General features: G+C 73.9%; 26 protein-coding genes. 14 read left to right on the top strand and 12 right to left on the bottom strand.

Features of this window, described 5'->3' with window-relative positions; all coding sequences use genetic code 11:
• Positions 1–205: 205 nt before the first annotated feature.
• Together AC07A4_RS33520 and AC07A4_RS33515 are read left to right on the top strand one after the other, a co-directional pair.
• A complete protein-coding gene (locus AC07A4_RS33520) occupies positions 206–1,099 on the top strand; it encodes a DeoR/GlpR family DNA-binding transcription regulator (protein ID WP_478606090.1) in 894 nt (297 codons plus the stop codon).
• Positions 1,100–1,229: 130 nt separating this feature from the next.
• Positions 1,230–1,709 (top strand): SRPBCC family protein, encoded by a 480-nt coding sequence (locus AC07A4_RS33515; RefSeq protein ID WP_478606087.1) that lies wholly within the window; start codon positions 1,230–1,232, stop codon positions 1,707–1,709.
• A gap of 11 nt (positions 1,710–1,720) precedes the next feature.
• Here AC07A4_RS33515 and AC07A4_RS33510 read toward each other — a convergent pair whose 3' ends face one another.
• From AC07A4_RS33510 to cds1, 3 genes are all read right to left on the bottom strand, one after another.
• Positions 1,721–2,107, bottom strand: coding sequence for a MerR family transcriptional regulator (locus tag AC07A4_RS33510; protein ID WP_478606084.1), 387 nt, complete (start codon positions 2,105–2,107; stop codon positions 1,721–1,723).
• A gap of 90 nt (positions 2,108–2,197) precedes the next feature.
• Positions 2,198–2,632, bottom strand: coding sequence for a nitroreductase family deazaflavin-dependent oxidoreductase (locus AC07A4_RS33505; RefSeq protein ID WP_478606081.1), 435 nt, complete (start codon positions 2,630–2,632; stop codon positions 2,198–2,200).
• Between the two features lie 67 nt (positions 2,633–2,699).
• Positions 2,700–3,836, bottom strand: coding sequence for an L-cysteine desulfhydrase Cds1 (gene cds1 / locus AC07A4_RS33500; RefSeq protein ID WP_478606078.1), 1,137 nt, complete (start codon positions 3,834–3,836; stop codon positions 2,700–2,702).
• A 370-nt stretch (positions 3,837–4,206) separates the two neighbouring features.
• Here cds1 and AC07A4_RS33495 point away from each other — a divergent pair, with 370 nt between their 5' ends.
• Positions 4,207–4,533: a hypothetical protein gene (locus AC07A4_RS33495; protein ID WP_478606075.1), complete on the top strand. Its 327-nt coding sequence runs from the start codon at positions 4,207–4,209 to the stop codon at positions 4,531–4,533.
• A gap of 191 nt (positions 4,534–4,724) precedes the next feature.
• A complete protein-coding gene (locus AC07A4_RS33490; RefSeq protein WP_478606073.1) occupies positions 4,725–5,240 on the top strand; it encodes an ATP-binding protein in 516 nt (171 codons plus the stop codon).
• A 41-nt stretch (positions 5,241–5,281) separates the two neighbouring features.
• On the opposite strand, the gene AC07A4_RS33485 is transcribed toward AC07A4_RS33490, so the two are convergent.
• The 3 genes from AC07A4_RS33485 to AC07A4_RS33475 are packed head-to-tail and all read right to left on the bottom strand — an operon-like array spanning position 5,282 to position 9,029.
• Complete coding sequence (locus AC07A4_RS33485) at positions 5,282–7,843, bottom strand: ABC transporter permease (protein ID WP_478606265.1); 2,562 nt, start codon at positions 7,841–7,843, stop codon at positions 5,282–5,284.
• Between the two features lie 14 nt (positions 7,844–7,857).
• Positions 7,858–8,748 (bottom strand): ABC transporter ATP-binding protein, encoded by an 891-nt coding sequence (locus AC07A4_RS33480; protein WP_478606070.1) that lies wholly within the window; start codon positions 8,746–8,748, stop codon positions 7,858–7,860.
• The gene (locus AC07A4_RS33475) at positions 8,745–9,029 is read right to left on the bottom strand and encodes an SHOCT domain-containing protein (RefSeq protein ID WP_478606069.1); all 285 of its coding nucleotides are present in this window, start codon (positions 9,027–9,029) and stop codon (positions 8,745–8,747) included. The genes AC07A4_RS33480 and AC07A4_RS33475 overlap by 4 nt, the downstream gene beginning before the upstream one ends.
• A gap of 228 nt (positions 9,030–9,257) precedes the next feature.
• On the opposite strand from AC07A4_RS33475, the gene AC07A4_RS33470 reads away from it, so the two are divergent.
• The 6 genes from AC07A4_RS33470 (at position 9,258) to AC07A4_RS33445 (ending at position 13,836) form a co-directional block, all read left to right on the top strand.
• A complete protein-coding gene (locus AC07A4_RS33470) occupies positions 9,258–9,839 on the top strand; it encodes a TetR/AcrR family transcriptional regulator (RefSeq protein ID WP_478606066.1) in 582 nt (193 codons plus the stop codon).
• A 35-nt stretch (positions 9,840–9,874) separates the two neighbouring features.
• Positions 9,875–10,273 (top strand): (R)-mandelonitrile lyase, encoded by a 399-nt coding sequence (locus AC07A4_RS33465; RefSeq protein ID WP_478606063.1) that lies wholly within the window; start codon positions 9,875–9,877, stop codon positions 10,271–10,273.
• Between the two features lie 34 nt (positions 10,274–10,307).
• The gene (locus AC07A4_RS33460; RefSeq protein WP_478606061.1) at positions 10,308–10,892 is read left to right on the top strand and encodes a DUF4865 family protein; all 585 of its coding nucleotides are present in this window, start codon (positions 10,308–10,310) and stop codon (positions 10,890–10,892) included.
• A complete protein-coding gene (locus tag AC07A4_RS33455) occupies positions 10,886–11,809 on the top strand; it encodes a phosphotriesterase family protein (protein ID WP_478606058.1) in 924 nt (307 codons plus the stop codon). The genes AC07A4_RS33460 and AC07A4_RS33455 overlap by 7 nt, the downstream gene beginning before the upstream one ends.
• Positions 11,810–11,911: 102 nt before the next feature.
• Entirely contained in the window at positions 11,912–12,511 is a 600-nt protein-coding gene (locus tag AC07A4_RS33450) for a TetR/AcrR family transcriptional regulator (protein ID WP_478606056.1), read from the top strand.
• Positions 12,512–12,639: 128 nt separating this feature from the next.
• Positions 12,640–13,836 (top strand): MFS transporter, encoded by a 1,197-nt coding sequence (locus AC07A4_RS33445; protein ID WP_478606054.1) that lies wholly within the window; start codon positions 12,640–12,642, stop codon positions 13,834–13,836.
• On the opposite strand, the gene AC07A4_RS33440 is transcribed toward AC07A4_RS33445, so the two are convergent.
• Complete coding sequence (locus AC07A4_RS33440; protein ID WP_478606052.1) at positions 13,833–15,053, bottom strand: ROK family protein; 1,221 nt, start codon at positions 15,051–15,053, stop codon at positions 13,833–13,835. The genes AC07A4_RS33445 and AC07A4_RS33440 overlap by 4 nt on opposite strands.
• Before the next feature lie 195 nt (positions 15,054–15,248).
• Here AC07A4_RS33440 and AC07A4_RS33435 point away from each other — a divergent pair, with 195 nt between their 5' ends.
• Together AC07A4_RS33435 and AC07A4_RS33430 are read left to right on the top strand one after the other, a co-directional pair.
• Positions 15,249–16,463, top strand: coding sequence for an MFS transporter (locus AC07A4_RS33435; protein WP_478606050.1), 1,215 nt, complete (start codon positions 15,249–15,251; stop codon positions 16,461–16,463).
• A gap of 116 nt (positions 16,464–16,579) precedes the next feature.
• A complete protein-coding gene (locus AC07A4_RS33430; RefSeq protein ID WP_478606048.1) occupies positions 16,580–17,311 on the top strand; it encodes a maleylpyruvate isomerase family mycothiol-dependent enzyme in 732 nt (243 codons plus the stop codon).
• Positions 17,312–17,341: 30 nt separating this feature from the next.
• On the opposite strand, the gene AC07A4_RS33425 is transcribed toward AC07A4_RS33430, so the two are convergent.
• Positions 17,342–17,761, bottom strand: a complete 420-nt coding sequence (locus AC07A4_RS33425) for a MarR family winged helix-turn-helix transcriptional regulator (protein WP_478606046.1) — start codon at positions 17,759–17,761, stop codon at positions 17,342–17,344.
• A gap of 86 nt (positions 17,762–17,847) precedes the next feature.
• On the opposite strand from AC07A4_RS33425, the gene AC07A4_RS33420 reads away from it, so the two are divergent.
• On the top strand, positions 17,848–19,374 hold the full coding sequence (locus tag AC07A4_RS33420) for an MFS transporter (RefSeq protein ID WP_478606044.1): 1,527 nt from the start codon (positions 17,848–17,850) through the stop codon (positions 19,372–19,374).
• Between the two features lie 73 nt (positions 19,375–19,447).
• Positions 19,448–19,786 carry a DUF6332 family protein gene (locus AC07A4_RS33415; RefSeq protein WP_478606042.1) on the top strand — a complete coding sequence of 113 codons (339 nt, stop codon included), beginning with the start codon at positions 19,448–19,450 and terminating at the stop codon, positions 19,784–19,786.
• Here AC07A4_RS33415 and AC07A4_RS33410 read toward each other — a convergent pair.
• From AC07A4_RS33410 to AC07A4_RS33395, 4 genes are all read right to left on the bottom strand, one after another.
• The gene (locus AC07A4_RS33410) at positions 19,747–20,412 is read right to left on the bottom strand and encodes a response regulator (RefSeq protein WP_478606039.1); all 666 of its coding nucleotides are present in this window, start codon (positions 20,410–20,412) and stop codon (positions 19,747–19,749) included. The genes AC07A4_RS33415 and AC07A4_RS33410 overlap by 40 nt on opposite strands.
• Positions 20,409–21,668: a sensor histidine kinase gene (locus tag AC07A4_RS33405; protein WP_478606036.1), complete on the bottom strand. Its 1,260-nt coding sequence runs from the start codon at positions 21,666–21,668 to the stop codon at positions 20,409–20,411. Before AC07A4_RS33405 ends, AC07A4_RS33410 begins: the two co-directional genes overlap by 4 nt.
• A 101-nt stretch (positions 21,669–21,769) precedes the next feature.
• Complete coding sequence (locus AC07A4_RS33400; RefSeq protein ID WP_478606033.1) at positions 21,770–22,291, bottom strand: response regulator; 522 nt, start codon at positions 22,289–22,291, stop codon at positions 21,770–21,772.
• A gap of 184 nt (positions 22,292–22,475) precedes the next feature.
• A complete protein-coding gene (locus tag AC07A4_RS33395; protein ID WP_478606030.1) occupies positions 22,476–23,678 on the bottom strand; it encodes a geranylgeranyl reductase family protein in 1,203 nt (400 codons plus the stop codon).
• Positions 23,679–23,800: the final 122 nt, after the last annotated feature.

Raw genomic sequence — 23,800 nt, 5'->3', positions numbered from 1 at the left:
GGGCGGTCTGGTCCGCCGTGGCGCGCTCCACTGTTCCGCTTCCCCCGTTGTGTCGCTGTGCCGTGCAGGGGACCAAGGATCCAGGCTCAGGGCGGCGCGCGCACGGCTCTCACGTAATCTCCCCCTTCGTTATCCGCCGGTGGCGCGTGCGAGGATGAGGCGACCCGGTGCGGGGCTTGTACGAGGTGAAGGGGCTGGGCCTGACGTGAGTGAGAATCAGAACCTCCTCGCGGAGCAGCGCCGCGCCCTGATCCTGGACGAGGTCCGCCGCCGCGGCGGCGTCCGGGTGAACGAACTGACGAGGAAGCTCGGCGTGTCGGACATGACGGTCCGCCGCGACCTGGACGCGCTTGCGCGTCAGGGCGTCCTGGAGAAGGTCCACGGCGGCGCCGTCCCGGTGCCGGAGGCGAGCACGCACGAGCCGGGCTTCGAGGCCAAGTCGGGCCTCGAGCTCAGCGCCAAGGAGGACATCGCGCGCGCGGCGGCGGCGCTGGTGGTGCCGGGCACGGCGATCGCGCTGTCCGGCGGCACGACGACGTACGCGCTCGCCCACCACCTCCTCGACGTGCCGGATCTGACGGTGGTGACGAACTCGGTGCGGGTCGCGGACGTGTTCCACTCCGCGCAGCCGCTCTCGGGCCAGCGGCAGGGGGCGGCCACGGTGGTCCTCACCGGCGGCGTGCGCACGCCCTCGGACTCGCTGGTCGGCCCCGTCGCCGACCAGGCGATCGCGGCCCTGCACTTCGACGTGCTGTTCCTCGGGGTGCACGGCATAGCGGCCGACGCGGGCCTGTCGACGCCCAACCTCGCGGAGGCGGAGACCAACCGGCGCCTGGTGCGGTCCGCCCGCCGTGTCGTCGTGGTCGCCGACCACACCAAGTGGGGCACGGTGGGTCTGAGTTCCTTCGCCACGCTGAACCAGGTGGACACGCTGGTGACGGACGCGGGCCTGCCGGGCGAGGCGCGCGCGGAGATCTCCGAGCGGCTGCGCCGCCTGATCGTGGCGGGCGAGCCGGACACCTCCGAGGGCGCCGCGGGCTCGGAAGGCCCGGCGGGCCCCGTGGAGTCCGCGGGCCCCGTGGAGTCCGCGACCAGCTGACGGCGTCCGGCGGCGACTGAGGGCCCCTCAGGGCATCCACGGGCGTCAGCCGGTTCCCCTGGGCGCGGTGCGCGTGCTGCACTGGGGGGAACCTTGCTCGCTCCCTACGTCCGTTGGGGGTCCGCGTACGATGCGACGCCAGCTGAGGCCCGTCGGGCTCGAGTTCCTCGTGGAGGCGCCCGTGCGGCACGTCTTCGCGCGTGACGTCGCCGCGCCGCCGGAGAAGGTGTTCGAGGCCCTCGCCGTGGACGTGGAGCAGTGGCCCGCGTGGTTCACGGCGGTCACCCGGGCGCAGCTCACGCCGGACGGCGCGGGGCGCGCGGTCCGCCTGCGGGCCGGGGTCCGCCTGCTGGAGACGATCCTCGCCTCGGACGCGCCGGAGCGGTACGCCTACCGCGTCGACCGCACCAACGCGCCCGGGGTGCGCGCGCTGGCCGAGGAGTGGCTCCTTGAGCCCTCGGGTGCGGGAACGCGCGTCCAGTGGACCTTCGCCGTCGAGCCCAAGGGCCTGATGCGCCTCTTCTACCGCTACGGCGGCAGGGGCCTCGGCAAGAACTTCCAGGACGCCGTCCGGAACCTGGACCGGCGGCTTTCGGGCACGAAGGCCTAGGGCCTGGGGCCCTAGCGGCCCCGGCCCGCCGTCGCGACCGGGCGGCGCAGGTCGGACAGTCTGTCGAGCAGCTGGTCACGAACCTCGACGAGGTCGTTGATGCGCCCCTCGAGCAGGGCGAGCCGTTGTTCGAAGACCTCGATCTTCGGGCCGGGGTCCGCGCAGGCGTGGGCGCCGGTCAGTTCGTCCCGCAGGCATCCGTCGATCAGCTGGAGGTCCTCGGTGGTGAGTCCGGCGGCCAGGAGCAGCCGGATGTTCGCCACGACGCGCACGGCCCCTTCGCCGTAGCTGCGGTAGCCGTTGGCGGACCGGTCGGGGCGCAGCAGGCCCTGCTCCTCGTAGTACCGCAGGGCGCGCGTCGTGGTGCCGGTGGCGCGGGCGAGCTCCCCGATGCGCATCGCGCTCCCTTCTGATCACGTCGTCCTGGATCACGTCGTCCTGCGATCACGTCGTCGACGGGAGCGTAGACCGTGGCGTGGGCGTGGCGGTCAGGCGGGGTCGTGCCACGGGGTCAGGACGACCGCGGGGATGCGTCGCGTCGTACGCGCCTGGAAGTCCGCGAACTCCGGCCGGTCCGCGACCTGCCGGGCCCACAGGCGGTCCCGGTCCTCGCCGGTGGCCTCGGTGGCGCGGGCTTCGTAGGCGCGCTCGCCGACCTCCACGGTCACCCGGGGGCGCGCGGTCAGGTTGTGGTACCAGGCGGGGGCGGCCGGGGCGCCGCCGTTCGAGGCGAACACGGCCAGCCGGTCCGGGCCGTCGGGCAGATAGACCACGGGGGTGGTGCGGGGCAGGCCCGACCGGGCGCCCACGGTCGTCAGGAGGAGCAGCGACTGCCCGGTGAAGGGGCCGCCCACCTGGCCGCCTCGCGCGCGGAACTCCTCGATGACGCGCTGGTTGAACTCGTTCGGGTGTGGTGTGTCCATGGCTCAAGACTTGACCTTCACGTCGGCGTGAAGGTCAAGTCCGGCGCCCTGCGGGGTCCCCGACGGGCTACGCCCCCGCCCACTTCCCGGTGGCGAGCAGTGTCTCTATGGCCGCCGCGTACGGCGCGATGTCCAGGCCCTGCTCGGCGAGCCACGCGTCCGAGTAGTACTTGTCCAGGTAGCGGTCGCCGGGGTCGCACAGGAGGGTGACGACGCTGCCGGTGCGGCCCTCGGCCACCATCTCAGCGACGATCTTCAGGGCGCTCCACAGGCCCGTGCCCGTCGAGCCGCCCGCCTTGCGGCCGATGACCTGCTCCAGGGCGCGGACCGCGGCGATGCTGGCCGCGTCCGGGACCTTCATCATGCGGTCGATGGCGCCGGGCACGAAGCTCGGCTCCATGCGGGGGCGGCCGATGCCCTCGATGCGGGAGCCGCAGTCGCTGGTGGCGTCCGGGTCGTGGTGCGTCCAGCCGTCGAAGAAGCAGGAGTTGTCGGGGTCGGCGACGCAGATGCGGGTGTCGTGCTGCATGTAGTGCACGTAGCGGGCGATGGTCGCGGAGGTGCCGCCGGTCCCGGCGGTGGCCACGATCCAGGCGGGCTCCGGATAGCGCTCCAGGCGCAGCTGCTGGTACATCGACTCGGCGATGTTGTTGTTGCCGCGCCAGTCCGTGGCCCGCTCCGCGTAGGTGAACTGGTCCATGTAGTGGCCGCCGGTCTCGACGGCGAGGGCGGCGGACTCGGCGTACATCGTGCGCGAGTCGTCCACGAAGTGGCACTGGCCGCCGTGGAACTCGATGAGGCGGCACTTCTCGGCGCTGGTCGTGCGCGGCATCACCGCGATGAAGGGCACGCCGATCAGCTTCGCGAAGTAGGCCTCGGACACGGCCGTGGAGCCGCTGGACGCCTCGATCACGGGGCGCCCGGGCCTGATCCAGCCATTGCACAGGCCGTACAGGAACAGCGAGCGGGCGAGGCGGTGCTTGAGGCTGCCGGTGGGGTGCGTGGACTCGTCCTTGAGGTACAGGTCGATGCCCCAGTGCTCGGGCAGCGGGAAGCGCAGCAGATGCGTGTCGGCCGAACGATTGGCGTCGGCCTGGACCTTGCGCACGGCTTCTTTCAGCCAGGACCGGTAGTCCGCGTCGCTGCGGTCGACATCGAGGGTGACGGCCGGATCGCCGGTCGGGTCGTACTGGGTGGTGCTCACCGCGTGACTCCTCGCGCTCATGCCGGACGCGGTTCGATCCGGCCGGACACCTCGATGATAAACACCCACAACACCACCCTCACCTGCATAAACACTCCTTTTGGTACCTCAAAGGCGCGGCTGCCGCCGCCATCCGGACGCGCCGTCGGCCCCTCGTGGTGACGCGCGGAAGTGGCATGTGCGACGTGGCCATGCGCCCTAGTGCTCGGCGCCGGGCGCGTGCACACTGCACCGCACGGGGCCGGGGTAGGGTCCCGGGCAGGGCGCCGGACGGCGCCGCACGGACAGCGGCAGACCAAGCCCCGCGGCGCACCGCACGCCGCGGCAGACCACGAGCGGCACACCACCGCGCGCGAGGGGGCGGAGCCTCATGGCAGAGCCGGAGTTCACGGCCACGGGCGTAGGGATCGGGAAGCGGCTGCGGTCGCTGACCCGCGCGGGGCAGGTCCGGATCAACGACGGCAGGCTGGAGCTGCTCACCAGCTACGGCACGGAGATCGACAGCGCGCCGGTGCGCGCGGTGCGGGCGGCGAAGCCGTGGTTCGCCCCGCACGACCGGGCCCTGGCGGAGGTCAACGGCACCCGCTACCGCCTCACGCTCGGCGACCACGATCCGGTGCCGGGGGAGACCGGGCCGCCCACCGTCCACGCGTTCCTCGCGGCGCTCCGCGCCGCCGCCGGCGGGCAGCGGGTCTGACGCCGCCGCGCGGGGCGCGAGTTGCGTGCCCGCACCCCCTGCGTCACTCTGGTCTCACATCACTACTCTGGGTTTACCGGCGATGACGCTGCGAACCAGCCCGCCGGCCCACAGCAGGCGGCGAAGAGCGCGCGGCCCCTGCTGGATCGGAACGACGAATTCTTCCGGACCTCACTTCGGGGAGTCGCACCGTGATCAGCCAGCCAAGCAGGCAGTGCACGGTAGAGCTCCAAGTTCTGCCGTCGCGGATCGGCCAAGTCCGCAGAATCGTATCGGCGCAGTTGCGCTACTGGCATCTCGATCCGCTGATAGACCGGGCCGCGCTCGGCGTGACCGAGCTGCTCACCAACGTCCACCGGCACGCGGAGCCGGACAAGGTGTGCACCGTCGACATCGAGCTCATGCTCGGCCGGCTCCTCGTCTCCGTCCACGACCACGATCCGCGGCTGCCCCAGGTGCGCGACGCGGAGCCGTTCGAGACCTGCGGCCGGGGCCTGGCGATGGTCGCCGCGGTCAGCGAGAGCTGGGGGGTGCGGCCGGAGGGCGACACGGGCAAGGTCGTCTGGTTCGCGCTCTCGGCGCCCGCTCCCGCCGTGGACCTGACGTCGTGTCCCCCGTACCCCGGCTACCACGCCACGGGCGCGGGCGCCTTCGCCGCGCCCCCCGTCGGCGCGCACGCTCCCGCCCGGTCGGCCGTTCCTGGCTGACCGGGCGGTGACTTCAGCGGTGACTTCCCGGGGGCGCTCGCTCACTCCGCCGCGATCGCGCGCAGCACGTCGAGGCGTGCCGCGCGCCGCGCCGGACGCAGGCCCGCGAGGGCGCCCGCGATCAGGCCCACCAGCACCACCACGGTGAGCTGGAGCGGCGGCAGGGCGAACGCGAAGTCGCTGTCGGACGCCCCGTCGGACGCCTTGACCAGGACCCAGCCGAGGAAGCCGCCGAGCGCGAGCCCGCCCGCCGTGCCGAACGCGGCCACCAGGACGGACTCCCAGCGGACCATGGCGCGCAGCTGCGCGCGGGTCTGTCCGACGGCCCGCAACAGGCCGAGCTCCCGGGTGCGTTCGTGCAGGGCGAGGGTCAGGGTGTTGGCGATGCCGAGCAGGGCGATGACGACGGCGAGGGCGAGCAGCGCGTACACGAGGGTCAGCATCATGTCGATGCCTCCGGCCGACGACCGCGCGTACTCGTCGCGGGTCTGCACTTCTGGATTGCCGTACGCCTTCGCGACGTCGGAGACGGCGGCCTTGCCGTCGGCGGTGCTCACGCCGTCCTTGAAGGTGACGGAGACCAACGTGTCGGAGTCCTGGACGCGGTGCGGGGCCCAGGCCTGCCGGGTGATGACGTAGTCGCCCACGAGTTCCGAGCGTCCGTAGACGGCGCGGACGGTGAAGGTGTCCTTCTTGCCGTCGGTGAAGGCCAGCACGGTGCGGTCGCCGACCTTCAGGTGCCGTTCGTCCGCCTCCGCGCGGGTCACGGCGATGCCGTCGTCGCCGAGCCGGTCCAGGGAGCCCTGGACCGTGCCGAGGTCGAAGGACCTGGCGAGGGCGACCGGGTCGGTGACGGTCAACGCCCGGCCCTGGCCGTCCACTTCGGCCACTCCCCTGCCGAGGCCGACGGCGGTCGCCACCTGGGGGCGCTCGGCGATCGCGGGGGCGAGGCGGGGGCTGAGCCCGCTGCCCCCGGCGCCGAACGAGGGCGTGCTGACCGCGATGTCCCCGGCGAAGGACCGGGACACCGTCTGGTCCATGGTCGCCTTCAAGGACGCGCCGAAGACCGTGAACAGCGAGACCACGGCGACGCCGATCATCAGGGCGCTGGCGGTGGCGGCGGTGCGCTTGGGGCCGCGCAGCGCGTTGCGGCGGGCGAGGGCTCCGGTGACCCCGCGCAGCCGGTCCAGCGGGGCGCCGAGGAACCGGATCGCGCGCGTGGCCGCGACGGGGCCGAGGACCACGAAGGCGGCGAGCGCGAGGACGGCACCGGTCCCCGCGAGCCAGATCGACGGCTCGGCGAGGACGCCCACCAGGGCGAGCGCGACGGCGACGAGGGCGAGGGCGCCGCCCGCCACGGCCCGGGTGCGCGAGGCGCCCGCGTGGTCGACGGCGGTCTCGCGCAGCGCGGCGAGCGGCGCGGTGCGTCCGGCGCGGGCGGCGGGCAGCAGCGCGGAGGCCAGGCAGACGACGACGCCGACCGCGAGGGGCAGCAGGAGCGAGGTGCCGCTGATCACCAAGTCGCCTTCGGGGAAGGGGAATCCGATGGCGGGGAACAGCGCCTGGAGCCCGGCCGCGATGCCGATCCCGCCCGCGAGTCCCGCCGCGGAGGCGACGACCGCGACGGCGCCCGCTTCGATCAGCGTCGCCCCCGTGACCTGGCGGCGGGACGCGCCGAGCGCGCGCAGCAGGGCGTTCTCGCGGGTGCGCTGGGCGACGACGATCGCGAACGTGTTGTGGATGGAGAACGTCGCCACGAGCAGCGCGACGCCGGAGAAGACGAGCAGGAACGTCGTGAACAGCGTCAGGAACTGACCCGAGATCATCTCGGAGTTCTCGTCCGCCGCCTCCTGGCCGGTGATCGCCTCCACGCCGCGGGGCAGGACGGCGGCGAGCGCGTCGACGAGGGCGCCCTGGCTGGTTCCGGGTGCGGCCCGCACCTGGAGGGAGGAGGCCTCGCCGGGCTTGGGCATGAGGTACTTCTCCGCGTCGGCGCGGGTCATGCCGGTGAACGTCGTCTGCGCCATGCCGTCCTCGCCGGCGAACGTGGCGAGGCCCACGACGGTCACCCGTACGGGGTCGGGGGTGCGCAGCGTCGTCGTGTCGCCGATCCTCAGGTCGCCGCTCTCGGCGGCGCCGCGGTTGACGACGACCTCGCCGGACGTCGCCGGGGCCCGCCCCTCGGCGAGCCGGTAGGGGTTCAGTTCGGCGTCGGTGATCCAGTTGCCCGCGAGGGTGGGCGGGCCCTGGCCGCCGACGGGGTCGCCGTCCTTGCCGACGAGTTGCCCGGCGCCCTGGATGCTGGCCGCGACGGCCGCGACGCCCGTCACCCGCTCGAGCCGCTCGATGAGACCGGTGTCGACGGGGCGGCGGACGCCTTGGCTCTCGCCGGGCGTGGTGATCGTGTTCTCGCCGCGTACGACCGCGTCGGTGCCGCGGCTGGCGTCGCCGAACATCGTGTCGAAGCTGGCGCGCAGGGTGTCGCCCATGACGAGGGTGCCCGCCAGGAAGGCGACGCCGAGCAGCACCGCGAGGAACGTGCCCGCGAAGCGGCGCTTGTGGCCGCGCAGCGAGGTGAGGCTCAGGCGCACGGGCGCCGGCAGAGCGGGCCGGGCGGTCATGACGGTGCTCCTTCCTCGTCGTCGTCGGCGCCGGGCACGCCGTACGCCGCGGAGCCGTAGGCGTCGTAGGAGGCCACGCCGGAGCGGACCGCGCCCGTCGCCTCGAAGGCCTTCAGGCGGTCCAGGACCTTGTCGGCCGTGGGGGACGCGAGGCGGTCCACGAGACGGCCGTCGGCGAGGAAGATCACCTCGTCGGCGTGCGCGGCGGCGACCGGGTCGTGGGTGACCATGACGACGGTGCGGCCCGTCTGGCGCACCGCGCGGCCGAGCAGCCCGAGGACCTCATCGCCGGAGCGCGAGTCCAGGTTGCCGGTGGGCTCGTCGGCGAAGACGACCTCGGGCCGCCCCGCGAACGCCCGTGCCACGGCGACGCGCTGCTGCTGGCCGCCGGAGAGTTCGGCGGGCCGGTGGCGCAGCCGGTCGCCCAGGCCGACGACGTCGATGAGGGTGTCCAGCCAGGCGGGGTCGGCGGCGCGCCCCGCGAGGTCCATCGGGAGCGTGATGTTCTCGGCGACGGTCAGGGTCGGCACCAGGTTGAAGGCCTGGAAGACGAAGCCGACGCGGTCGCGGCGCAGCAGCGTCAGGCGCCGGTCGTCCAGGGAGCCGAGGTCGGTGTCGCCGATGTAGGCGGTCCCGGAGGTGAGCGTGTCCAAGCCCGCTGCGCAGTGCATCAGGGTGGACTTGCCGGAGCCGGAGGGGCCCATGATCGCGGTGAAACGCCCGGCGGGGAAGCCGACGCTCACCCCGTCGAGGGCGGTCACGGTGGTCACGTCGGTCACCGCCGCCCGTCCGCTCGGGGCGCCGGGCGAGCCGTAGACCTTCACGGCCCGCTCGACCCGCGCGGCGTAGCGGACGGCGGTGGAGGGCGCGGGGGTGGCCGTGCTCATGACCGGCCTCCCTTGGCGGCGCGGCCGAACTCCTCGTTCAGGACGCTCAGGCGCCGCCAGTACTCGTCCTCGTCGATCTCTCCGGCGGCGAAGCGGTGGCCGAGCACGGCGATCGGGGACTTCGGGTCGACGCCCGGGCCGGGCCGCCGCCAGGGCCCGCCCCGGCCGCGCCACACGGTGCGGCGCAGGACCGTGACGACGCCGACCACGACGGCCGCCCAGACCAGCGGGAAGAACAGGATCCACGGGCCGGGCCCGCCGTCGAATGCCAGGGTGTGCATGGTGTCCCTCTCCTTGGCAGCGGAAGTGGTGGAAACGGAGTGGTGCATCGGGATGGCGAGCAGTGCTGTCCGCCGCCTTCGAGCCTGGTCCTGCGCCGTCGCGAAGTCGTCGTACGGCCAGCGGCCGTACGCGTACCTCCCCGGGAGTACGCAGCGGCGACGCGCCTGCTCCCCACCCGGCCGCAGGGGGTCGCGTACCCTCTCACCTCGCACTCTGTACCTATTAGTATGTACAGTGTCGGCATGACCACTCCGGAACGTCTGATCGAGTCCACCCGCGAGCTGCTGTGGGAGCGGGGCTATGTGGGCACGAGCCCCAAGGCGATCCAGCAGCACGCGGGCGCCGGACAGGGCAGCATGTACCACCACTTCTCGGGCAAGCCCGATCTCGCGCTCGCCGCGATCCGGCGCACGGCACAGGAGATGCGCGCCACCGCCGACGCGGTCCTCGCGGGCGACGGTTCGGCGTACGAGCGCGTCGCCGCGTATCTGCTGCGCGAGCGCGACGTCCTGCGCGGCTGCCCCGTCGGGCGGCTGACGATGGACCCGGACGTCATCGCGAGCGAGGAGCTGCGCGCGCCGGTCACCGAGACCCTGAGCTGGCTGCGCGAGCGGCTCGCCGGGATCGTCCAGGAGGGCGTGGACCAGGGCGAGTTCAGCCCGTCACTCGACGCCGCCGAGACGGCGTCGACGATCGTCGCCACCGTGCAGGGCGGCTATGTCCTCGCGCGCGCCACCGGCTCCCCCGAGGCGTTCGAGGCGGGCGTGCGCGGCCTGCTCGCACTGCTCGCGCCCCGTACGACGCACTGATCACCCCGTCGCCTCCACCTCCCGAGGAACCCACGATGCACGTCACCCGCACCCGCGCCGAAAGCGTTCAGGGCCCCGCCGAGCACTTCACCGGAACCGTCTGGCTCGATGAGATCGCGAGCCCCGAACCTCCCTCCCGGCTACGGATGTTCAGCGTCCACTTCGCTCCGGGCGCCCGCACCGCCTGGCACCGCCACCCGCACGGCCAGGTCCTGCACGTGACCGAGGGCGAGGGCCTGGTGCAGCGCGAAGGCGGGCCCGTCGAGCGGATCCGGGCGGGCGACACCGTGTGGATCGAGCCGGGCGAGCGGCACTGGCACGGCGCCGCGCCGCGCACGTTCATGACGCACCTCGCCGTGGTCGAGGCGGGCGCGGACGGCACAGCGGCCACCTGGGAAGAGCTCGTCGCCGACGCGGCGTACCCGACCGCCTGAGACCCCACCGATACCCCGCCGAGACAGGAACAGCATGCACGCCAAGCAGTACGAGATCACCCTGCCCGCCGACTACGACATGGATGTCATCCGTGAGCGGGTGGCGACGAAGGGGCATCTCCTGGACTCCTTCCCCGGGTTGGGCTTCAAGGCCTATCTGATGCGCGAGCGCGGCGTCGACGGCTCGCCCGTGAACCAGTACGCGCCGTTCTACCTGTGGCACACGGCCGAAGGCCTGAACACGTTCCTGTGGGGACCCGGCTTCCAGGGCCTGTGCGACGACTTCGGGCGGCCGGAGGTGCGGCACTGGATGACGCTCGGGTACGAGGCCGGAGGCGCCGAAGGGGCCGCGCCGAGGATCGCCGTGCGCCACCGCAGGCCCGTCCCGCACGACACCGGCAGCGCGCGGCTCGCGGAGGAACTCCTGGCCGAGGCGCGGGCGTTGGCGGCCAGGGACGGGAACGTCGCCGCCGTGGTGGCCGTGGATCCGCGGCACTGGGAGGCGGTGACCTTCTCGCTCTGGGAGCAGGAGGCCCCGCAGGCGGCCGGTGAGGTGTTCCAGGTCCTGCACTGCTCCCGGCCCGAGCTCGACCGGCTGCCGCGGGGGCGGTCGTGGTGAGCGCGGCGGCGGTGCGGACGGTCACGGGCGACGTCGCGCCGGACGAGCTCGGCGTCTGTGACGCGCACGACCACCTGTTCCTGCGCAGCCCGCTCCTGCCGGGCCAGGAGCTGGACTCGGTGGAGTCCGCCGCCGCCGAACTGGCGGCCTTCCGGGCCGCGGGCGGCGGCTGCGTGGCGCAGTGGACCCCGCACGGCATGGGCCGCCGCGCGGAGGCGCTGCCCGCCCTGGCCCGGGCGGCGGGGGTGCGGATCGTGGCGGCCACGGGCCTGCACCAGGCCGCGCACTACGCGCCGGAGACGCTCGCGGCCTTGCGCGAGGGTGACTTGGCCGCGCTCTTCGTACGGGAGCTCACCCGAGGGATCGGCGACAGCGGGGTGCGCGCCGGGCTCATCAAGGTCGCGGGCGGCTTCCACGGCCTGGACGCGCACGCCCGGTGGACCATGGCCGCGGCGGCCGAGGCGCACCATGCGACGGGCGCGCCCATCGCGGTCCACCTGGAGCTGGGCACCGGCGCGCTCGACGTGCTCGACCTGCTCTGCGGGGCGCTCGACGTGCCGCCCGCCAAGGTGATCCTCGGCCACCTCAACCGCTCCCCCGACCTGGAGGTCCACGTGCAGGCCGCGGCGGCGGGCGCCTATCTCGCCTACGACGGCCCCTCCCGCGCCCACCACGCCACGGACTGGCGCATGCCGGACGCGGTCCGCGCGGTCGCCGCAGCGGGCCACGGCGCGGCGCTGCTCCTGGGCGGCGACACGACGACGGCGGCCGCGCGGTCCACGGCCGAGGGCCCCGGCATACCGCATCTGCTGCGCCGGGTGCGGCCGCGCCTTGCCGCCGCTATCGGCGAGGAGCTCACGGACCGCGTCCTGACGGCGAACCCAGGCCGGGCCTTCGCGGTGGCGTGGGCGACCTGACCGCGCGCCCGCCGGGGCGGCACAACGCCCTGCTCACCACCGCTCCGGCGGCCCCGGACACCCGTATTGCATCGCACGTTCCAAAACAGGTACGGTGGCCGCATGGCCCGACCGAGGACGTTCGACGAGGAGCGGGCCCTGGACGCGGCGATGCGCGCCTTCTGGGCGAATGGCTATGAGGCCACTTCGACCCAGGACCTGTGCGACGCCACCGGACTGGGCCGCAGCAGCATCTACAACACCTTCACCAGCAAGCACGCCCTGTTCCAACGGGCCCTGTCCCGCTACATCGACCTGATGAGCGTCCCGCAGGCGGAGATCCTGGAGGACAGCGAGCGCTCAGGCATGGACCGGATCCGCGCGCTGTTCACCCGGATCGTCGACAGCGAGTACGACTACCGCGGGGACGAGGAGCGCAGCATCGGCTGCCTCACCGTGAACACGGTCGTCGAGCTCGCCCGGCGCGACGCCGACGCGCTCGCCCTGGTCGAGCGCGATCTCGGCCTGCGGCTCGGGCTGCTGCGCGTCGCGATCGAGGCGGGGCAGCGCGACGGCACCCTCACGAACGGCCGGGACGCCGACGCCCTCGCGCGGTTCGTCAACGCGACCATCGGCGGCATGCGCGTCTCGGCCCAGGCGGGCGCGGGCCGCGAGGTCCTCGAATCCATCGCCGACACCGCCCTGGACGCGCTCCGGCCCTGAACCGCCCACCCCCGCCCGCACACCCCCCCCCACCCACACACCCGCCGCACGGCACCTTCCGGGCCCACCCCTGCCCGCATTTTGTACTGACCTATCCAATACTGGATCCGCTCATCCTAAGGAGCACCATGCCCCGCGCCGTATACGTCCTGGCCCTAGGCATCTTCGCCATGGTGACCAGCGAGTTCGTCGTCGCCGGACTGATGCCGCAGATGGCCGACGGGCTCGGCGCCACCATCCCCGAGATCGGCTATCTGATCACGGCGTTCGCCATGGCCATGGCGTTCGGCGGCCCGTTCCTGACGGCCGCCCTGCTGCGCCTGCCGCGCAAGCGGGCGCTGATGGTGATCTTCGCCATCTTCCTGGCCGGCAATGTGCTCGCCGCCCTCGCGCCCGACTACTGGACGATGCTCGGGGCGCGCGTCGTCACCGGCGTCGCCTCCCAGGCCTTCTTCGGCGTCGCCATCTCGATGGCCACCGAGCTCACCCGGCCCGAGATCCGCGGCCGGGCCGTCGCGGTGGCGCTCAACGGGCTGATGCTGGGCACGCTCCTCGGTCTTCCGCTGGCCACCGTCGTCGGCGAACACCTCGGCTGGCGCGCCGCGTTCTGGGCCATCACCGCGCTCACCGCCCTCGCCGCGGTCGCGACCATGGCTGGGGTGCCGTCCCTGGCGGGCGACCACGGCAGCGGCCAACTGCGCGAGGAGCTCGGCGCGTTCAGGAACCCGAGGCTCTGGCTGACCCTCACCACCAGCACCTTCGTGATCGGCGCGACGTTCGCCGCCTTCAGCTACCTCAACCCGATCCTGACCGAGATCACCGGCTTCGCCACCGGCACCGTGCCGCTGCTGCTCATCGCGTACGGCGCCGCCACCCTCATCGGCAACACGATCGTCGGCCGCCTCGCCGACCGGTACACCCTGCCGGTCCTGGTGACCGGGCTGCTGCTGAACCTCGGCTTCCTCATCGGCTTCGCGCTCCTCGCCGACCTGCCGGTCGCCGCCGTGGCGATGATGCTGGGCATCGGCCTGGTCGGCGTCACCATGAACCCGGCGATGGTGACCCGCGTCCAGCGCGTGGGGACCACGGGCCCGCTGGTCAACAGCGTCCACTCGTCGTTCATCACCGGCGGCATCATCATCGCGACGTCCCTCGGCGGCCCCGCGATCGACGCCTACGGCCTGCGGGCCCCGCTGTGGATCGGCGCCGGGCTCGCGGTGCTCGGACTGCTGTCCCTCCTACCGGACCTGCGGCGGCGCGCCACCGCCGCGAAGACCCCCGAGGCCGCCGCGCCCGCCCTGCGCGAGCCCGCCCGGGTCGGCTAGACCAGCGCCCCCAGGGGGTCGTCGAGCACCGGCTGCCAGGCCAGCTCGGCGGCCCCCACCAGGCTGTTGTGGTCCAGGGTGCAGGCAAGGATCGGCACCCCGCCGCTGCGGCCCCACAGGCTCCGGTCGGCGACGACGGCGCGCAGCCGCTCCGGGTCGGCCTCAAGGAGGGCGCGGTGCAGCCCGCCGAGGATGATGCGATCGGGGTTGAGGATGTTCACGAGCCCCGCGAGGCCCAGGCCCAGACGGTCGATCAGGGCCTCGGCCGCCGTGCGCACCGCCGGGTCGTCCATGCGCTCGGCAAGGAGCGTGCGGGCCTGGTTCAGCAGCCCCTCGGGGCCGGGCGCGACGCCCACCTCCCGCAGGAAGGCCAGCGGGTCGGTCTCCACGTCCAGGCAGCCGCGGCTGCCGCAGTGACAGGGGCGGCCCTCCGAGTGCACCGTCAGATGCCCGACTTCCAGGGCGAGGCCCGAACTGCCCGTGTGCAGCCGCCCGTCCAGGACCAGGGCGCCGCCCACGCCGCGGTGCCCGGTCGCCACGCACAGCAGGTCGCGCGCGCCGCGCCCGGCGCCGTGCCGGTGCTCGGCGAGCGCCGCGAGGTTCACGTCGTTGCCGGTGAACGCGGGGCCGGCGATGCCCGCCCGGCGGACGCGGTCCGCGAAGATCTCCCGCACCCGCGCCCCCGCGGGCCAGGCCAGGTGCAGCGGGTTGAGGGCGGTGCCCTCCGGCTCGGCGACCGCCGACGGCACCGCGAGCCCCGCGCCGACGCACCGCCTGCCCGTCTCGCGCAGCAGCCGCGCGCCCTCCTCGATGACCGTGCCGAGCACCTGGGCCGGGTCGGCGTCGATCGTCTCGCAGCCCGGCGCGGTGGCCACGATCCGCCCGCCGAGCCCGACGAGCGCCGCGCGGAAGCCGTCGGCGTGCACCTGTGCGGCAAGGGCGACGGGGCCGGTCTCGGCGACGGAGAGCCGGTGCGAAGGGCGGCCCTGGGAACCCGCGGCCGCGCTCGGCCTGGCGTCGACGCTGATCAGACCGAGCGCCTCGAGCTCCGCCGCCACGGCCCCTGCCGTGGCCCGGGTGACGCCCAGTTCGGCGGTGAGGACGGCTCGGGTGGGGGCGCGCCCGGTGTGGACGAGTTCGAGGGCGGGGCCGAGCGCGGTACGCCCTCGTTCCAAGCGCGTGCGCGCCTCACCCCGGGTGGCAGCCTTCCCGTTCATGAGGGCGAGTCTCCCATGATCCGTTACGCCGCCCCGCCGTTCCTTCGCCATCCGGCCTTTCCCCTCTCTTCGCCCGCCCGTGATCCATGGTTTCGTCCGCCTTCGTGCCACGGCGGCGGTGCCCGCGCCGCACCGCGGGGCGGGCCCGGCCCGCACACCTTGTCCGATACCGGGGTACGCCTCTACGCTGACTTTGTGCCGCTACTAAACAAAACCACGTCAGAGGCTTCCGAGGCCAGTTCCCGCGACCTCTCCCGGCTGCGCGCCGCGCTCACCGTCTTCTTCGCGCTCGACGGCTTCCTGTTCGCGGGCTGGGTCGTGCGCATCCCGGCCGTCAAGGAGCAGACCGGGGCGTCCGCGAGCACCCTCGGTCTCGCGCTGCTCGGGGTCTCGGCGGGGGCCGTGGTGACGATGACGCTGACGGGACGGCTGTGCGGCCGCTTCGGCAGCCATGCCGTGACCGTGGCGTGCGGCGTCCTGATGCCGCTGAGCGTCGCCCTGCCCGCGCTGACGCACTCGGCGCTCGCGCTCGGCCTCGTCCTGCTGGTCTTCGGCGCCGCGTACGGCGGCATCAACGTGGCGATGAACAGCGCGGCCGTCGACGTCGTACGGGCGCTGCGCCGCCCTGTGATGCCGAGCTTCCATGCCGCGTTCAGCCTCGGCGGCATGATCGGCGCGGGCCTCGGCGGCCTGGTCGCCGCGCATCTCTCCCCCGCCCGGCACCTGTTCGGGCTCGCGGTAATCGGCCTGCTCGTCACCGCCGTCACGGCGCCGACGCTGCTGCGGCACGAGGCACCGGCGCCACCGGCTCCGGCCGCCGGGCGTGCCGCGGCCGAGCGCGGCCCCGGCCGCGGCACCCGCGGGCTCGTCCTGCTCTTCGGGCTCGTCGCCGTGTGCACGGCGTACGGCGAGGGGGCGCTCGCCGACTGGGGCGCGCTGCACCTGGAGCAGGACCTGGACGCGCACCCGGGCGTCGCGGCCGCGGGCTACTCCTGCTTCGCGCTCGCGATGACGATCGGGCGCCTGTCCGGCACGGCGCTCCTGGAACGCCTCGGCGGCACCCGCACCGTCGTCGGCGGCGGCCTCCTCGCGGCGGCGGGGATGCTCCTCGGCTCGCTCGCGCCCTCCACGGGCGCGGCGCTCGCCGGGTTCGCGATCACGGGGCTCGGCCTCGCGAACATCTTCCCGGTGGCGATCGAGCGCGCCGGGTCCCTCGCCGGGCCGAGCGGGGTGGCCACCGCCTCCACGCTCGGGTACGGGGGCATGCTGCTCGGACCGCCCGCGATCGGGTTCATGGCGGACTGGTTCTCGCTGCCGGTGGCGCTGACGAGCGTGGCCGTGCTCGCCGCGCTCGCCGCGTGCGTCGCCGGGGTGACGAGCCGTACGCCCGCGTCGACGAGCACCGGCTGACGCCGCGCCCGCGCGCGGCCGACCGCCCCCGCGGCCACCCGCCCGCCGTCGGCCCGCGCGCACGCCGGTGCACCCCGGCGGCGCACGGGCGCGGCCCCGTCCTGCACAATCCCCGCATGGAGACTGCCGAGCACATCGAAGTCCTGGACCAGGAGGGCCGGTTGCTCGCCCTCGCCGCCGAGGAGGCGGGCACCGGCGCCGCCGTGCCCACGTGCCCCGGCTGGCGGGTGCGTGACCTGCTGCGGCACACGGGCGAGGTGCACCGCTGGGCCGCCGGGTTCGTCGCCGACGCGCACCCCTCGTACCGCGCCTTCGCCGCGGCGCCCGACCTGGACGGCGCTGAGCTGCTCGCGTGGTTCCGCGCGGGCCACGCCGACCTCGTCGCCACCCTCGCGGCGGCGCCGCCCGACCTGAGCTGCTGGACGTTCCTGCCCGCCCCGTCGGCGCGCGCGTTCTGGGCGCGGCGGCAGGCCAACGAGACGGCCATCCACCGGGTGGACGCCGAGTCCGCCCGCGGCGGGACGCCGACCGCCGTCGGCACGGAGTTCGCCGTGGACGGCATCGACGAGCTGCTGCTCGGCTTCCACGCGCGGGAGCGGAGCCAGGTGCGCTCCCCGGAGCCGCGCGTGCTGCGGGTGCGCGCCACGGACGCGGACGCGGCCTGGACGGTGCACCTGTCCACCGGGACCCCGGTCATCGAGCGCGGCGACACCGTGCCCGCCGACTGCGAGGTCGCGGGCCAGGCGGCGTATCTGTATCCGGCCCTGTGGAACCGCCTGCCGTTCCCCCAGATCACGGGCGACGCCGCCCTCGCCACGCTGTGGCGGGAGACGTCGGCGGTCGGCTGAGCGCGAGCGGCCCGGCGCCGGGGGCGGCCCTCAGGCCTCCGGCGCCGCCAGCATGCGCGCGAGCACCGCGCGCTGCACCGGCCGCACCTCGGCGTGCAGCGCCCGGCCCTTGTCGGTCACGCAGACGCGGACGCCGCGGCGGTCCGTGGCGCACATGCCGCGCTCGACGAGGCCGTCCTTCTCCAGGCGGCCGATGAGGCGCGACAGGGCGCTCTGGCTCAAGTGGACCTGGCAGGCGATGTCCTGGACCCGGAAGCCGTCGCCCCCGCCCGGTGCCTCGCTCGTCGCGAGGACGTCGAGGACCTCGAAGTCACTGGCGCCCAGGCCGTGCGCGTGCAGCTCGCGGTCCAGCTCGCAATGGGTGCGCGCGTGCACCGCGAGGATGTCCCGCCACCGCTTCACGAGCCCTTCCTCGGCCTGCGCCGCGGGCTCGGCCTTCGTCGCCGCCATGCGCGCACGGTAGCAGAGGAGAGTACTTTATTGCACAAGAATTAAATGCACTTGCATTCAATGCATGTGCATGTAGTGTCCTCCGCATGACTTCGCCCCTCCCTGCCTCCTCCGCCGCGCCGGACGCCGCGAAGGCGCCCGCGTCCGCGGAGCGCTGGACCCCGCGTCTGTGGGGCACGCTGCTCGTGCTCTGCGCGGCGATGTTCCTCGACGCGCTCGACGTGTCGATGGTCGGCGTGGCCCTGCCGTCCATCGGCTCCGAGCTCGATCTGTCCACCTCGTCCCTGCAGTGGGTCGTCAGCGGCTACATCCTCGGCTACGGCGGTCTGCTGCTGCTCGGCGGCCGCGCCGCCGACCTGCTCGGCCGCCGCGAGGTCTTCCTCGTCGCCCTGGCCGTCTTCGCCCTCACCTCGCTGCTCGGCGGGATCGTCGACTCCGGCCCGCTGCTCATCGCCAGCCGCTTCGTGAAGGGCCTGAGCGCCGCGTTCACCGCGCCCGCGGGCCTGTCGATCATCACCACGACGTTCGCCGAGGGCCCGGTCCGCAACCGCGCCCTGTCCATCTACACCACCTGCGCCGCCACCGGCTTCTCCCTCGGCCTCGTCCTGTCCGGGGTGCTCACCGAGGTCAGCTGGCGCCTGACCATGCTGCTGCCCGCGCCGATCGCGGTGCTCGCGCTCGTCGCCGGGCTCAAGCTCATCCCGCGCTCCCCGCGCGAGGCCAAGCGCGGCGGCTACGACGTGCCGGGCGCCGTCACCGGCACGGCGTCGATGCTGCTGCTCGTCTTCACCGTCGTCCAGGCCCCCGAGGCCGGCTGGGGCTCGGCCCGCACGCTCCTGTCGTTCCTGGCCGTGGCGGTGCTGCTCGCCGCGTTCGTCACCATCGAACTGCGCACCGACAACCCCCTCATCCGCCTCGGCGTGCTGCGCTCGGGCGCCCAGATCCGGGCCCAGCTCGGCGCGGTGACCTTCTTCGGCGGCTATGTGTCCTTCCAGTTCATCGCCACGCAGTACCTCCAGACGCTGCTCGGCTGGTCGGCCCTTGAGACGGCGCTCGCCTTCCTGCCCGCGGGCGTCATCGTGGCCCTGTCCGCCACGAAGATCGCCGGTGTCATCGACCGGTTCGGCACCACCCTGGTCATCGTCACCGGCTTCACGCTGCTCGCGGTGGCGTACGCGCTGTTCCTGCGCATCGACCTGACGCCCACGTACGCGGCGGTCATCCTGCCCTCGATGGTGCTGCTCGGCATCGCCTGCGCGCTGGTCTTCCCCTCGCTCAACATCCAGGCCACCAACGGCGTGCCCGACCACGAGCAGGGCATGGTCTCGGGCCTGCTCAACACCTCGATCCAGGTCGGCGGCGCGGTCATCCTCGCGATCACCACCGCGGTCATCACGGCGTCCGGCGAAGGATCGGCGGAGAGCGGCGCCTCCCCGGCGGAGGTCCTGGACAGCTACCGCCCCGGCCTGGTCCTGGTGCTGCTGTTCGCGGTGGCCGGGCTGCTCATCAACGTCACCGGCCTTCGCGCGCGGCGCCGGGGCCGGTCCCTGACGGTCGCCGCCTCGCAGCCGCGGGCCGAGGCCGCTCGCGAGCGGGTGTCGGTCGGCGACTGACGCCCGGTCATGACGCGCGGGGCCCGGCGGAACGTTTCTTGCCGCCGGGCCCTCGCCCTGTGAGACTCGCCGTATGGATGACATGGGGGCCACGGTCGGCCAGGGCCGGCGCAGCTCGGCCGAGCGGGACGCCATCACGATCGAGATCGGGTACGCGCTCGCCAGCGCGGGGGCGGCCGCGGCCCTCGTGTTCATGGCGCTCGCGGGCGGGCCCGTGCTGGTCTTCGACCTGTCGGGCACCACCGAGCGGGCGCTGCTCGGCGTAGGCGCCGTCCTCGCCGCCACCGTGTTCGTCGTCCGCCTCGTCACCGTCCTGTGGCGGTTCGCCGAGCGGTGGCGGGCGCGCCGCGCGGCCCTTCCCGGACTGCCCGCTCAGCCCAGCCAGCCGGGCCGCACCAGGCCCGACTCATAGGCGAGGACGACCAGTTGGGCGCGGTCACGGGCGCCCAGCTTCACCATCGTGCGGCTCACGTGCGTCTTGGCGGTCAGCGGGCTCACGACGAGGCGGCGCGCGATCTCCTCGTTGGACAGGCCGATGCCGACGAGCGCCATCACCTCGCGCTCGCGCTCGGTGAGGTGGACGAGCGCCTCGGCCGCCGCCGGTTCCTTGGAGCGCGCCGCGAACTCCGCGATCAGGCGCCGGGTCACGCCGGGCGAGAGCAGCGCGTCCCCGGCGACCACCGCCCGCACCGCGCGCAGCAGCTCCTCGGGCTCGGTGTCCTTGACCAGGAAGCCCGAGGCCCCGGAGCGGATCGCCTCGAAGACGTACTCGTCGAGCTCGAACGTGGTGAGCATGACCACCCGCACGCCGTCCGCGCCCGCCTCGCCGGTGATCCGGCGGGTGGCCTCAAGGCCGTCGAGGCGCGGCATGCGGATGTCCATCAGGACGACGTCGGGCCGCAGTTCCCGCACCCCGCGCACGGCCTCCTCACCGTCCGCCGCCTCGCCCGCCACCTCGATGTCCGGCTGCGCGTCGAGCAGCGCCTTGAACCCGGCCCGGACCAACGACTGGTCGTCGGCGAGCAGTACGCGGATCACGGGTCCTCCTGAGGTGCGGGTGCGGGTCCTGTGGGCAGCGCGGCGGTGACGCGGAAGCCTCCGTCCGGGCGCGGGCCCGCCTCAATCGTGCCTCGCAGGGCGGCCGCACGCTCCCTCATTCCGGCGAGTCCGTTGCCGCTGCCGCCCGCGTCGGTCCCGGTGGCCGGTCCGTCGTCGTCGACGCGCAGGGTCACAGAGCCGGGCGCGTACCGCACCAGGACGCGCGCCCGCCGCGAACCGGAGTGGCGTACGACATTGGTGAGGGCCTCCTGGACGATGCGGAAGGCGGCCAGGTCCGCGCCCGGCGGCAGCGGAGCGCGGGAGCCCTCAGTGGTGACGGTGACCGTCAAGCCGGCGCTCCCCGCCTGCTCGACGAGTTCGGGCAGGCGCTCAAGGCCGGGGGCAGGGGCGCGGGGCGCTCCCCCGGCGCCGGGGGCGGCGGGCGGGCGGAGCGTGTCAAGGACCTGGCGGACCTCGCCGAGCGCCTCCTTGCTCGCGGCCTTGATGGTGGTCAGGGCGGTGCGGGCCTGCTCGGGGTCGGAGTCGAGGAGGGCGAGGCCAACCCCGGCCTGGACGTTGATGACGGAGATGCTGTGGGCGAGCACGTCGTGCAGCTCGCGGGCGATGCGCAGCCGCTCCTCGTCGGCCCGCCGCCGGGCCGCGAGCTCGCGTTCGGCGCGCTCCTTGGCCCACTGCTCGCGGCGGGTGCGGGCCAGTTCGGAGACCGCGACGGTGGCCACCACCCAGAGGGCCACGACGAGTTCCTCGCCCCAGTCGCGGGCGCCGTCACCGCCCGGCGGCAGCCAGCGGTACAGGACCTGGGTGATGAGCACCTGCCCGGCCCACCACAGGCCGACCGCGCCCCACGCCGCGTGCCGGTGCCCGGCCACGACCGCAGCGAAGCAGCCCACGGCGACCGTGAGCAGCACCGGGCCGTAGGGGTATCCGGCGCCCAGATACACCACGGTGATCCCGGCGGCGGCATACGCCACGGGCACCGGGTGGCGGTGGCGCAGCAGGAGCACGGCGGTGGCCGCGAACAGCAGGGCCCGCGCGAGGCCGTCGACCTGCTCCCGCTCGGGCTGACCGTGCTCCGCGAAACCCGTGCCGACCTGTACGAACACGGTCAGGAGCACGGTCGTCAGCCAGGGGAGCCGCCGCGTGCCCTCGTCCCGCCATCGCCACCACGGCGGCCCCTGCCGCCCCACCGGTGACCCGGCCCAGGGCACGCCGCCGCCTCCGCGCTGTTCTTCCATGGCGCTCACGCTAGACGCCGCCCACCGCGGCGGGCGTCCGCCGGGCGTGGCGATCAGGCGTACTCCCCGGGGAGTACGCGCCGCCGCCCTGCGCCCGGCGGTCAGTCCTTCGGCTGTGCCCGCCGCAGCGCCTGCGGCCTCGCCTGGGAGGGCACCCGCAGCTTGACCGTCTCCGTCGCGGGCAGGGCGCCCAGGCTGCGGGCGCGGTAGGCCTCGACCTCGCTCTGGAGCGCGCGCAGCCGCAGATACGACTCGTGCAGGTAGCGCACCTTCGCCCGCAGGGTCCAGGGGTCGACGGGCTTGACGACGATGTCGGCCACGCCCAGCTGGAGGGCCGTCGACGCCAGTTCGTTGGTCACGTCGAACCCGGTGAGCAGGATGACCGGCAGGAGCTGCGTCTGCTCCACGCCCCGTACGTAGCGCACCACGTCAAGCCCGTCTATGCCGGGCATCCGGACGTCTAGCAGGGCGACCGTCACGTGCCCTCGCAGAATCTCCTTGAGGGCGTCGTCCCCGTTGGTCGCGCATGTCGTCTCGTATCCGAGCGGAGCCAGCGCGCTTTCGAGCGCGAACAGGTAGTCCTCGTGGTCGTCGACCACGAGGATCTTCGAGTTCGACGGCATGTATGGAGTCCCCTCGTCCAAGTAACCAGCCTATGCCCCTGGCGAGTTGAGGAAACCTTCATGCATGGGCCAAGGCGATTTCTCTTTCGCCACAATGGTCACATCAAGCACAGAAACTTCATACGTGGCCGCCCTCAGGCGCCCGGGGCGGACACACGCGCAGTCGCCCGCCCCGTCCGGCGCGCTAGCGGTCGAGCCTGCCGAGCACGCGGTGCGCCATCGGGTGCGTGCGCACCAGATCGGCGAGCGTCGTCGAGCCGCGGGTGATCTTCGCGAACGCGTTCCACGCCGGGCGGAAGCCCGTGATCGCCGCGTGCAGCAGGCCGGGGCGGCGCTCGAAGACGGACAGCATGCGCCGCCCGACGCCCATCTCCACGCCGAGGCCCGCCTTGATGGCGAAGGCGTAGTTCAGCGCCTGGCGGCGGGCGTCCACCGCGTCGCTCGCCTCGGCGATGCGCACCGCCCACTCGCCCGCGAGCCGCCCCGAGCGCAGCGCGAACGAGATGCCCTCGCGCGTCCACGGCTCAAGCAGGCCCGCCGCGTCGCCGCAGACCAGGACGCGGCCGCGGGAGAGCGGCGAGTCGTCGCTGCGGCAGCGCGTGAGGTGTCCCGAGGAGATGCTCGGCTCGAAGCCCGCGAGGCCGAGGCGGGCGATGAAGTCCTCCAAGTACCGCTTGGTGGCGGCGCCTTCGCCGCGCGCGGAGATCACGCCGACGGTCAGCGTGTCGCCCTTGGGGAACACCCAGCCGTAACTGCCCGGCATCGGGCCCCAGTCGATGAGCACCCGGCCCGCCCAGTCCTCCGCGACCGTCGCGGGCACCGGGATCTCCGCCTCCAGGCCGAGGTCGACCTGGTCCAGCTTCACCCCGACGTGCGCTCCTATGCGGCTGGCGCTGCCGTCGGCGCCGACGACCGCGCGCGCGAGCACCGTCTCACCGCTCCCCAGGACCACGGCGACCGTGCGCCGGTCGGGCACCGCCGGGCCGTGCTGCTCCACGCGCGCGACGGTGGCGCCGGTGCGCAGCTCGGCGCCCGCCTTCTGGGCGTGCTCGACGAGCTGCTGGTCGAACTCGGGACGGTTGATGAGCCCGAACAGCGTCTTGCGCGAGCGGCGGGTGCGGGCGTACTTGCCGTCCAGGGAGAACGTCACCGCGTGCACGCGGTCGCGCAGCGGCAGGTCGAAGCCCGGGGGCAGCGCGTCCCTGGACGGGCCGATGATGCCGCCGCCACAGGTCTTGTACCGCGGCAGTTCGGCCTTCTCCAGCATCAGGACACTGCGTCCCGCGACGGCCGCCGCATAGGCCGCCGAGGCTCCCGCGGGGCCCGCGCCGACCACGACGACGTCCCACACCTGCCGCGCGTCGTCTGCTGACTTCTCGCTGCTCACGTTGGTCTTCCGCTCCCGATCCCCGTCTTGGCCGCGCTGTCCTCAGCTCTTCTGAGGCATCCTACGGCGCACGCTCCGGCAACCCTCCTGTGGGAGGATCAAGCGTGTGCGCCCCGCGCACC

It is taken from the genome of Streptomyces sp. NPDC043996 (assembly GCF_056435225.1).
This window is presented reverse-complemented; position numbering and strand designations above follow the sequence as displayed.

Bases quoted from the DNA above. Each gene is read 5' to 3' on its own strand.
- AC07A4_RS33475 (WP_478606069.1), bottom strand. From the start codon at position 9,029: ATGCACACCCTGGCATTCGACGGCGGGCCCGGCCCGTGGATCCTGTTC.
- AC07A4_RS33515 (WP_478606087.1), top strand. From the start codon at position 1,230: ATGCGACGCCAGCTGAGGCCCGTCGGGCTCGAGTTCCTCGTGGAGGCG.
- AC07A4_RS33445 (WP_478606054.1), top strand. From the start codon at position 12,640: ATGCCCCGCGCCGTATACGTCCTGGCCCTAGGCATCTTCGCCATGGTG.
- AC07A4_RS33480 (WP_478606070.1), bottom strand. From the start codon at position 8,748: ATGAGCACGGCCACCCCCGCGCCCTCCACCGCCGTCCGCTACGCCGCG.
- AC07A4_RS33415 (WP_478606042.1), top strand. From the start codon at position 19,448: ATGGATGACATGGGGGCCACGGTCGGCCAGGGCCGGCGCAGCTCGGCC.
- AC07A4_RS33425 (WP_478606046.1), bottom strand. From the start codon at position 17,761: ATGGCGGCGACGAAGGCCGAGCCCGCGGCGCAGGCCGAGGAAGGGCTC.
- AC07A4_RS33505 (WP_478606081.1), bottom strand. From the start codon at position 2,632: ATGGACACACCACACCCGAACGAGTTCAACCAGCGCGTCATCGAGGAG.
- AC07A4_RS33450 (WP_478606056.1), top strand. From the start codon at position 11,912: ATGGCCCGACCGAGGACGTTCGACGAGGAGCGGGCCCTGGACGCGGCG.
- AC07A4_RS33465 (WP_478606063.1), top strand. From the start codon at position 9,875: ATGCACGTCACCCGCACCCGCGCCGAAAGCGTTCAGGGCCCCGCCGAG.
- AC07A4_RS33510 (WP_478606084.1), bottom strand. From the start codon at position 2,107: ATGCGCATCGGGGAGCTCGCCCGCGCCACCGGCACCACGACGCGCGCC.
- AC07A4_RS33495 (WP_478606075.1), top strand. From the start codon at position 4,207: ATGGCAGAGCCGGAGTTCACGGCCACGGGCGTAGGGATCGGGAAGCGG.
- AC07A4_RS33400 (WP_478606033.1), bottom strand. From the start codon at position 22,291: ATGCCGTCGAACTCGAAGATCCTCGTGGTCGACGACCACGAGGACTAC.
- AC07A4_RS33460 (WP_478606061.1), top strand. From the start codon at position 10,308: ATGCACGCCAAGCAGTACGAGATCACCCTGCCCGCCGACTACGACATG.
- AC07A4_RS33470 (WP_478606066.1), top strand. From the start codon at position 9,258: ATGTACAGTGTCGGCATGACCACTCCGGAACGTCTGATCGAGTCCACC.
- AC07A4_RS33440 (WP_478606052.1), bottom strand. From the start codon at position 15,053: ATGAACGGGAAGGCTGCCACCCGGGGTGAGGCGCGCACGCGCTTGGAA.
- AC07A4_RS33420 (WP_478606044.1), top strand. From the start codon at position 17,848: ATGACTTCGCCCCTCCCTGCCTCCTCCGCCGCGCCGGACGCCGCGAAG.
- AC07A4_RS33430 (WP_478606048.1), top strand. From the start codon at position 16,580: ATGGAGACTGCCGAGCACATCGAAGTCCTGGACCAGGAGGGCCGGTTG.
- AC07A4_RS33405 (WP_478606036.1), bottom strand. From the start codon at position 21,668: ATGGAAGAACAGCGCGGAGGCGGCGGCGTGCCCTGGGCCGGGTCACCG.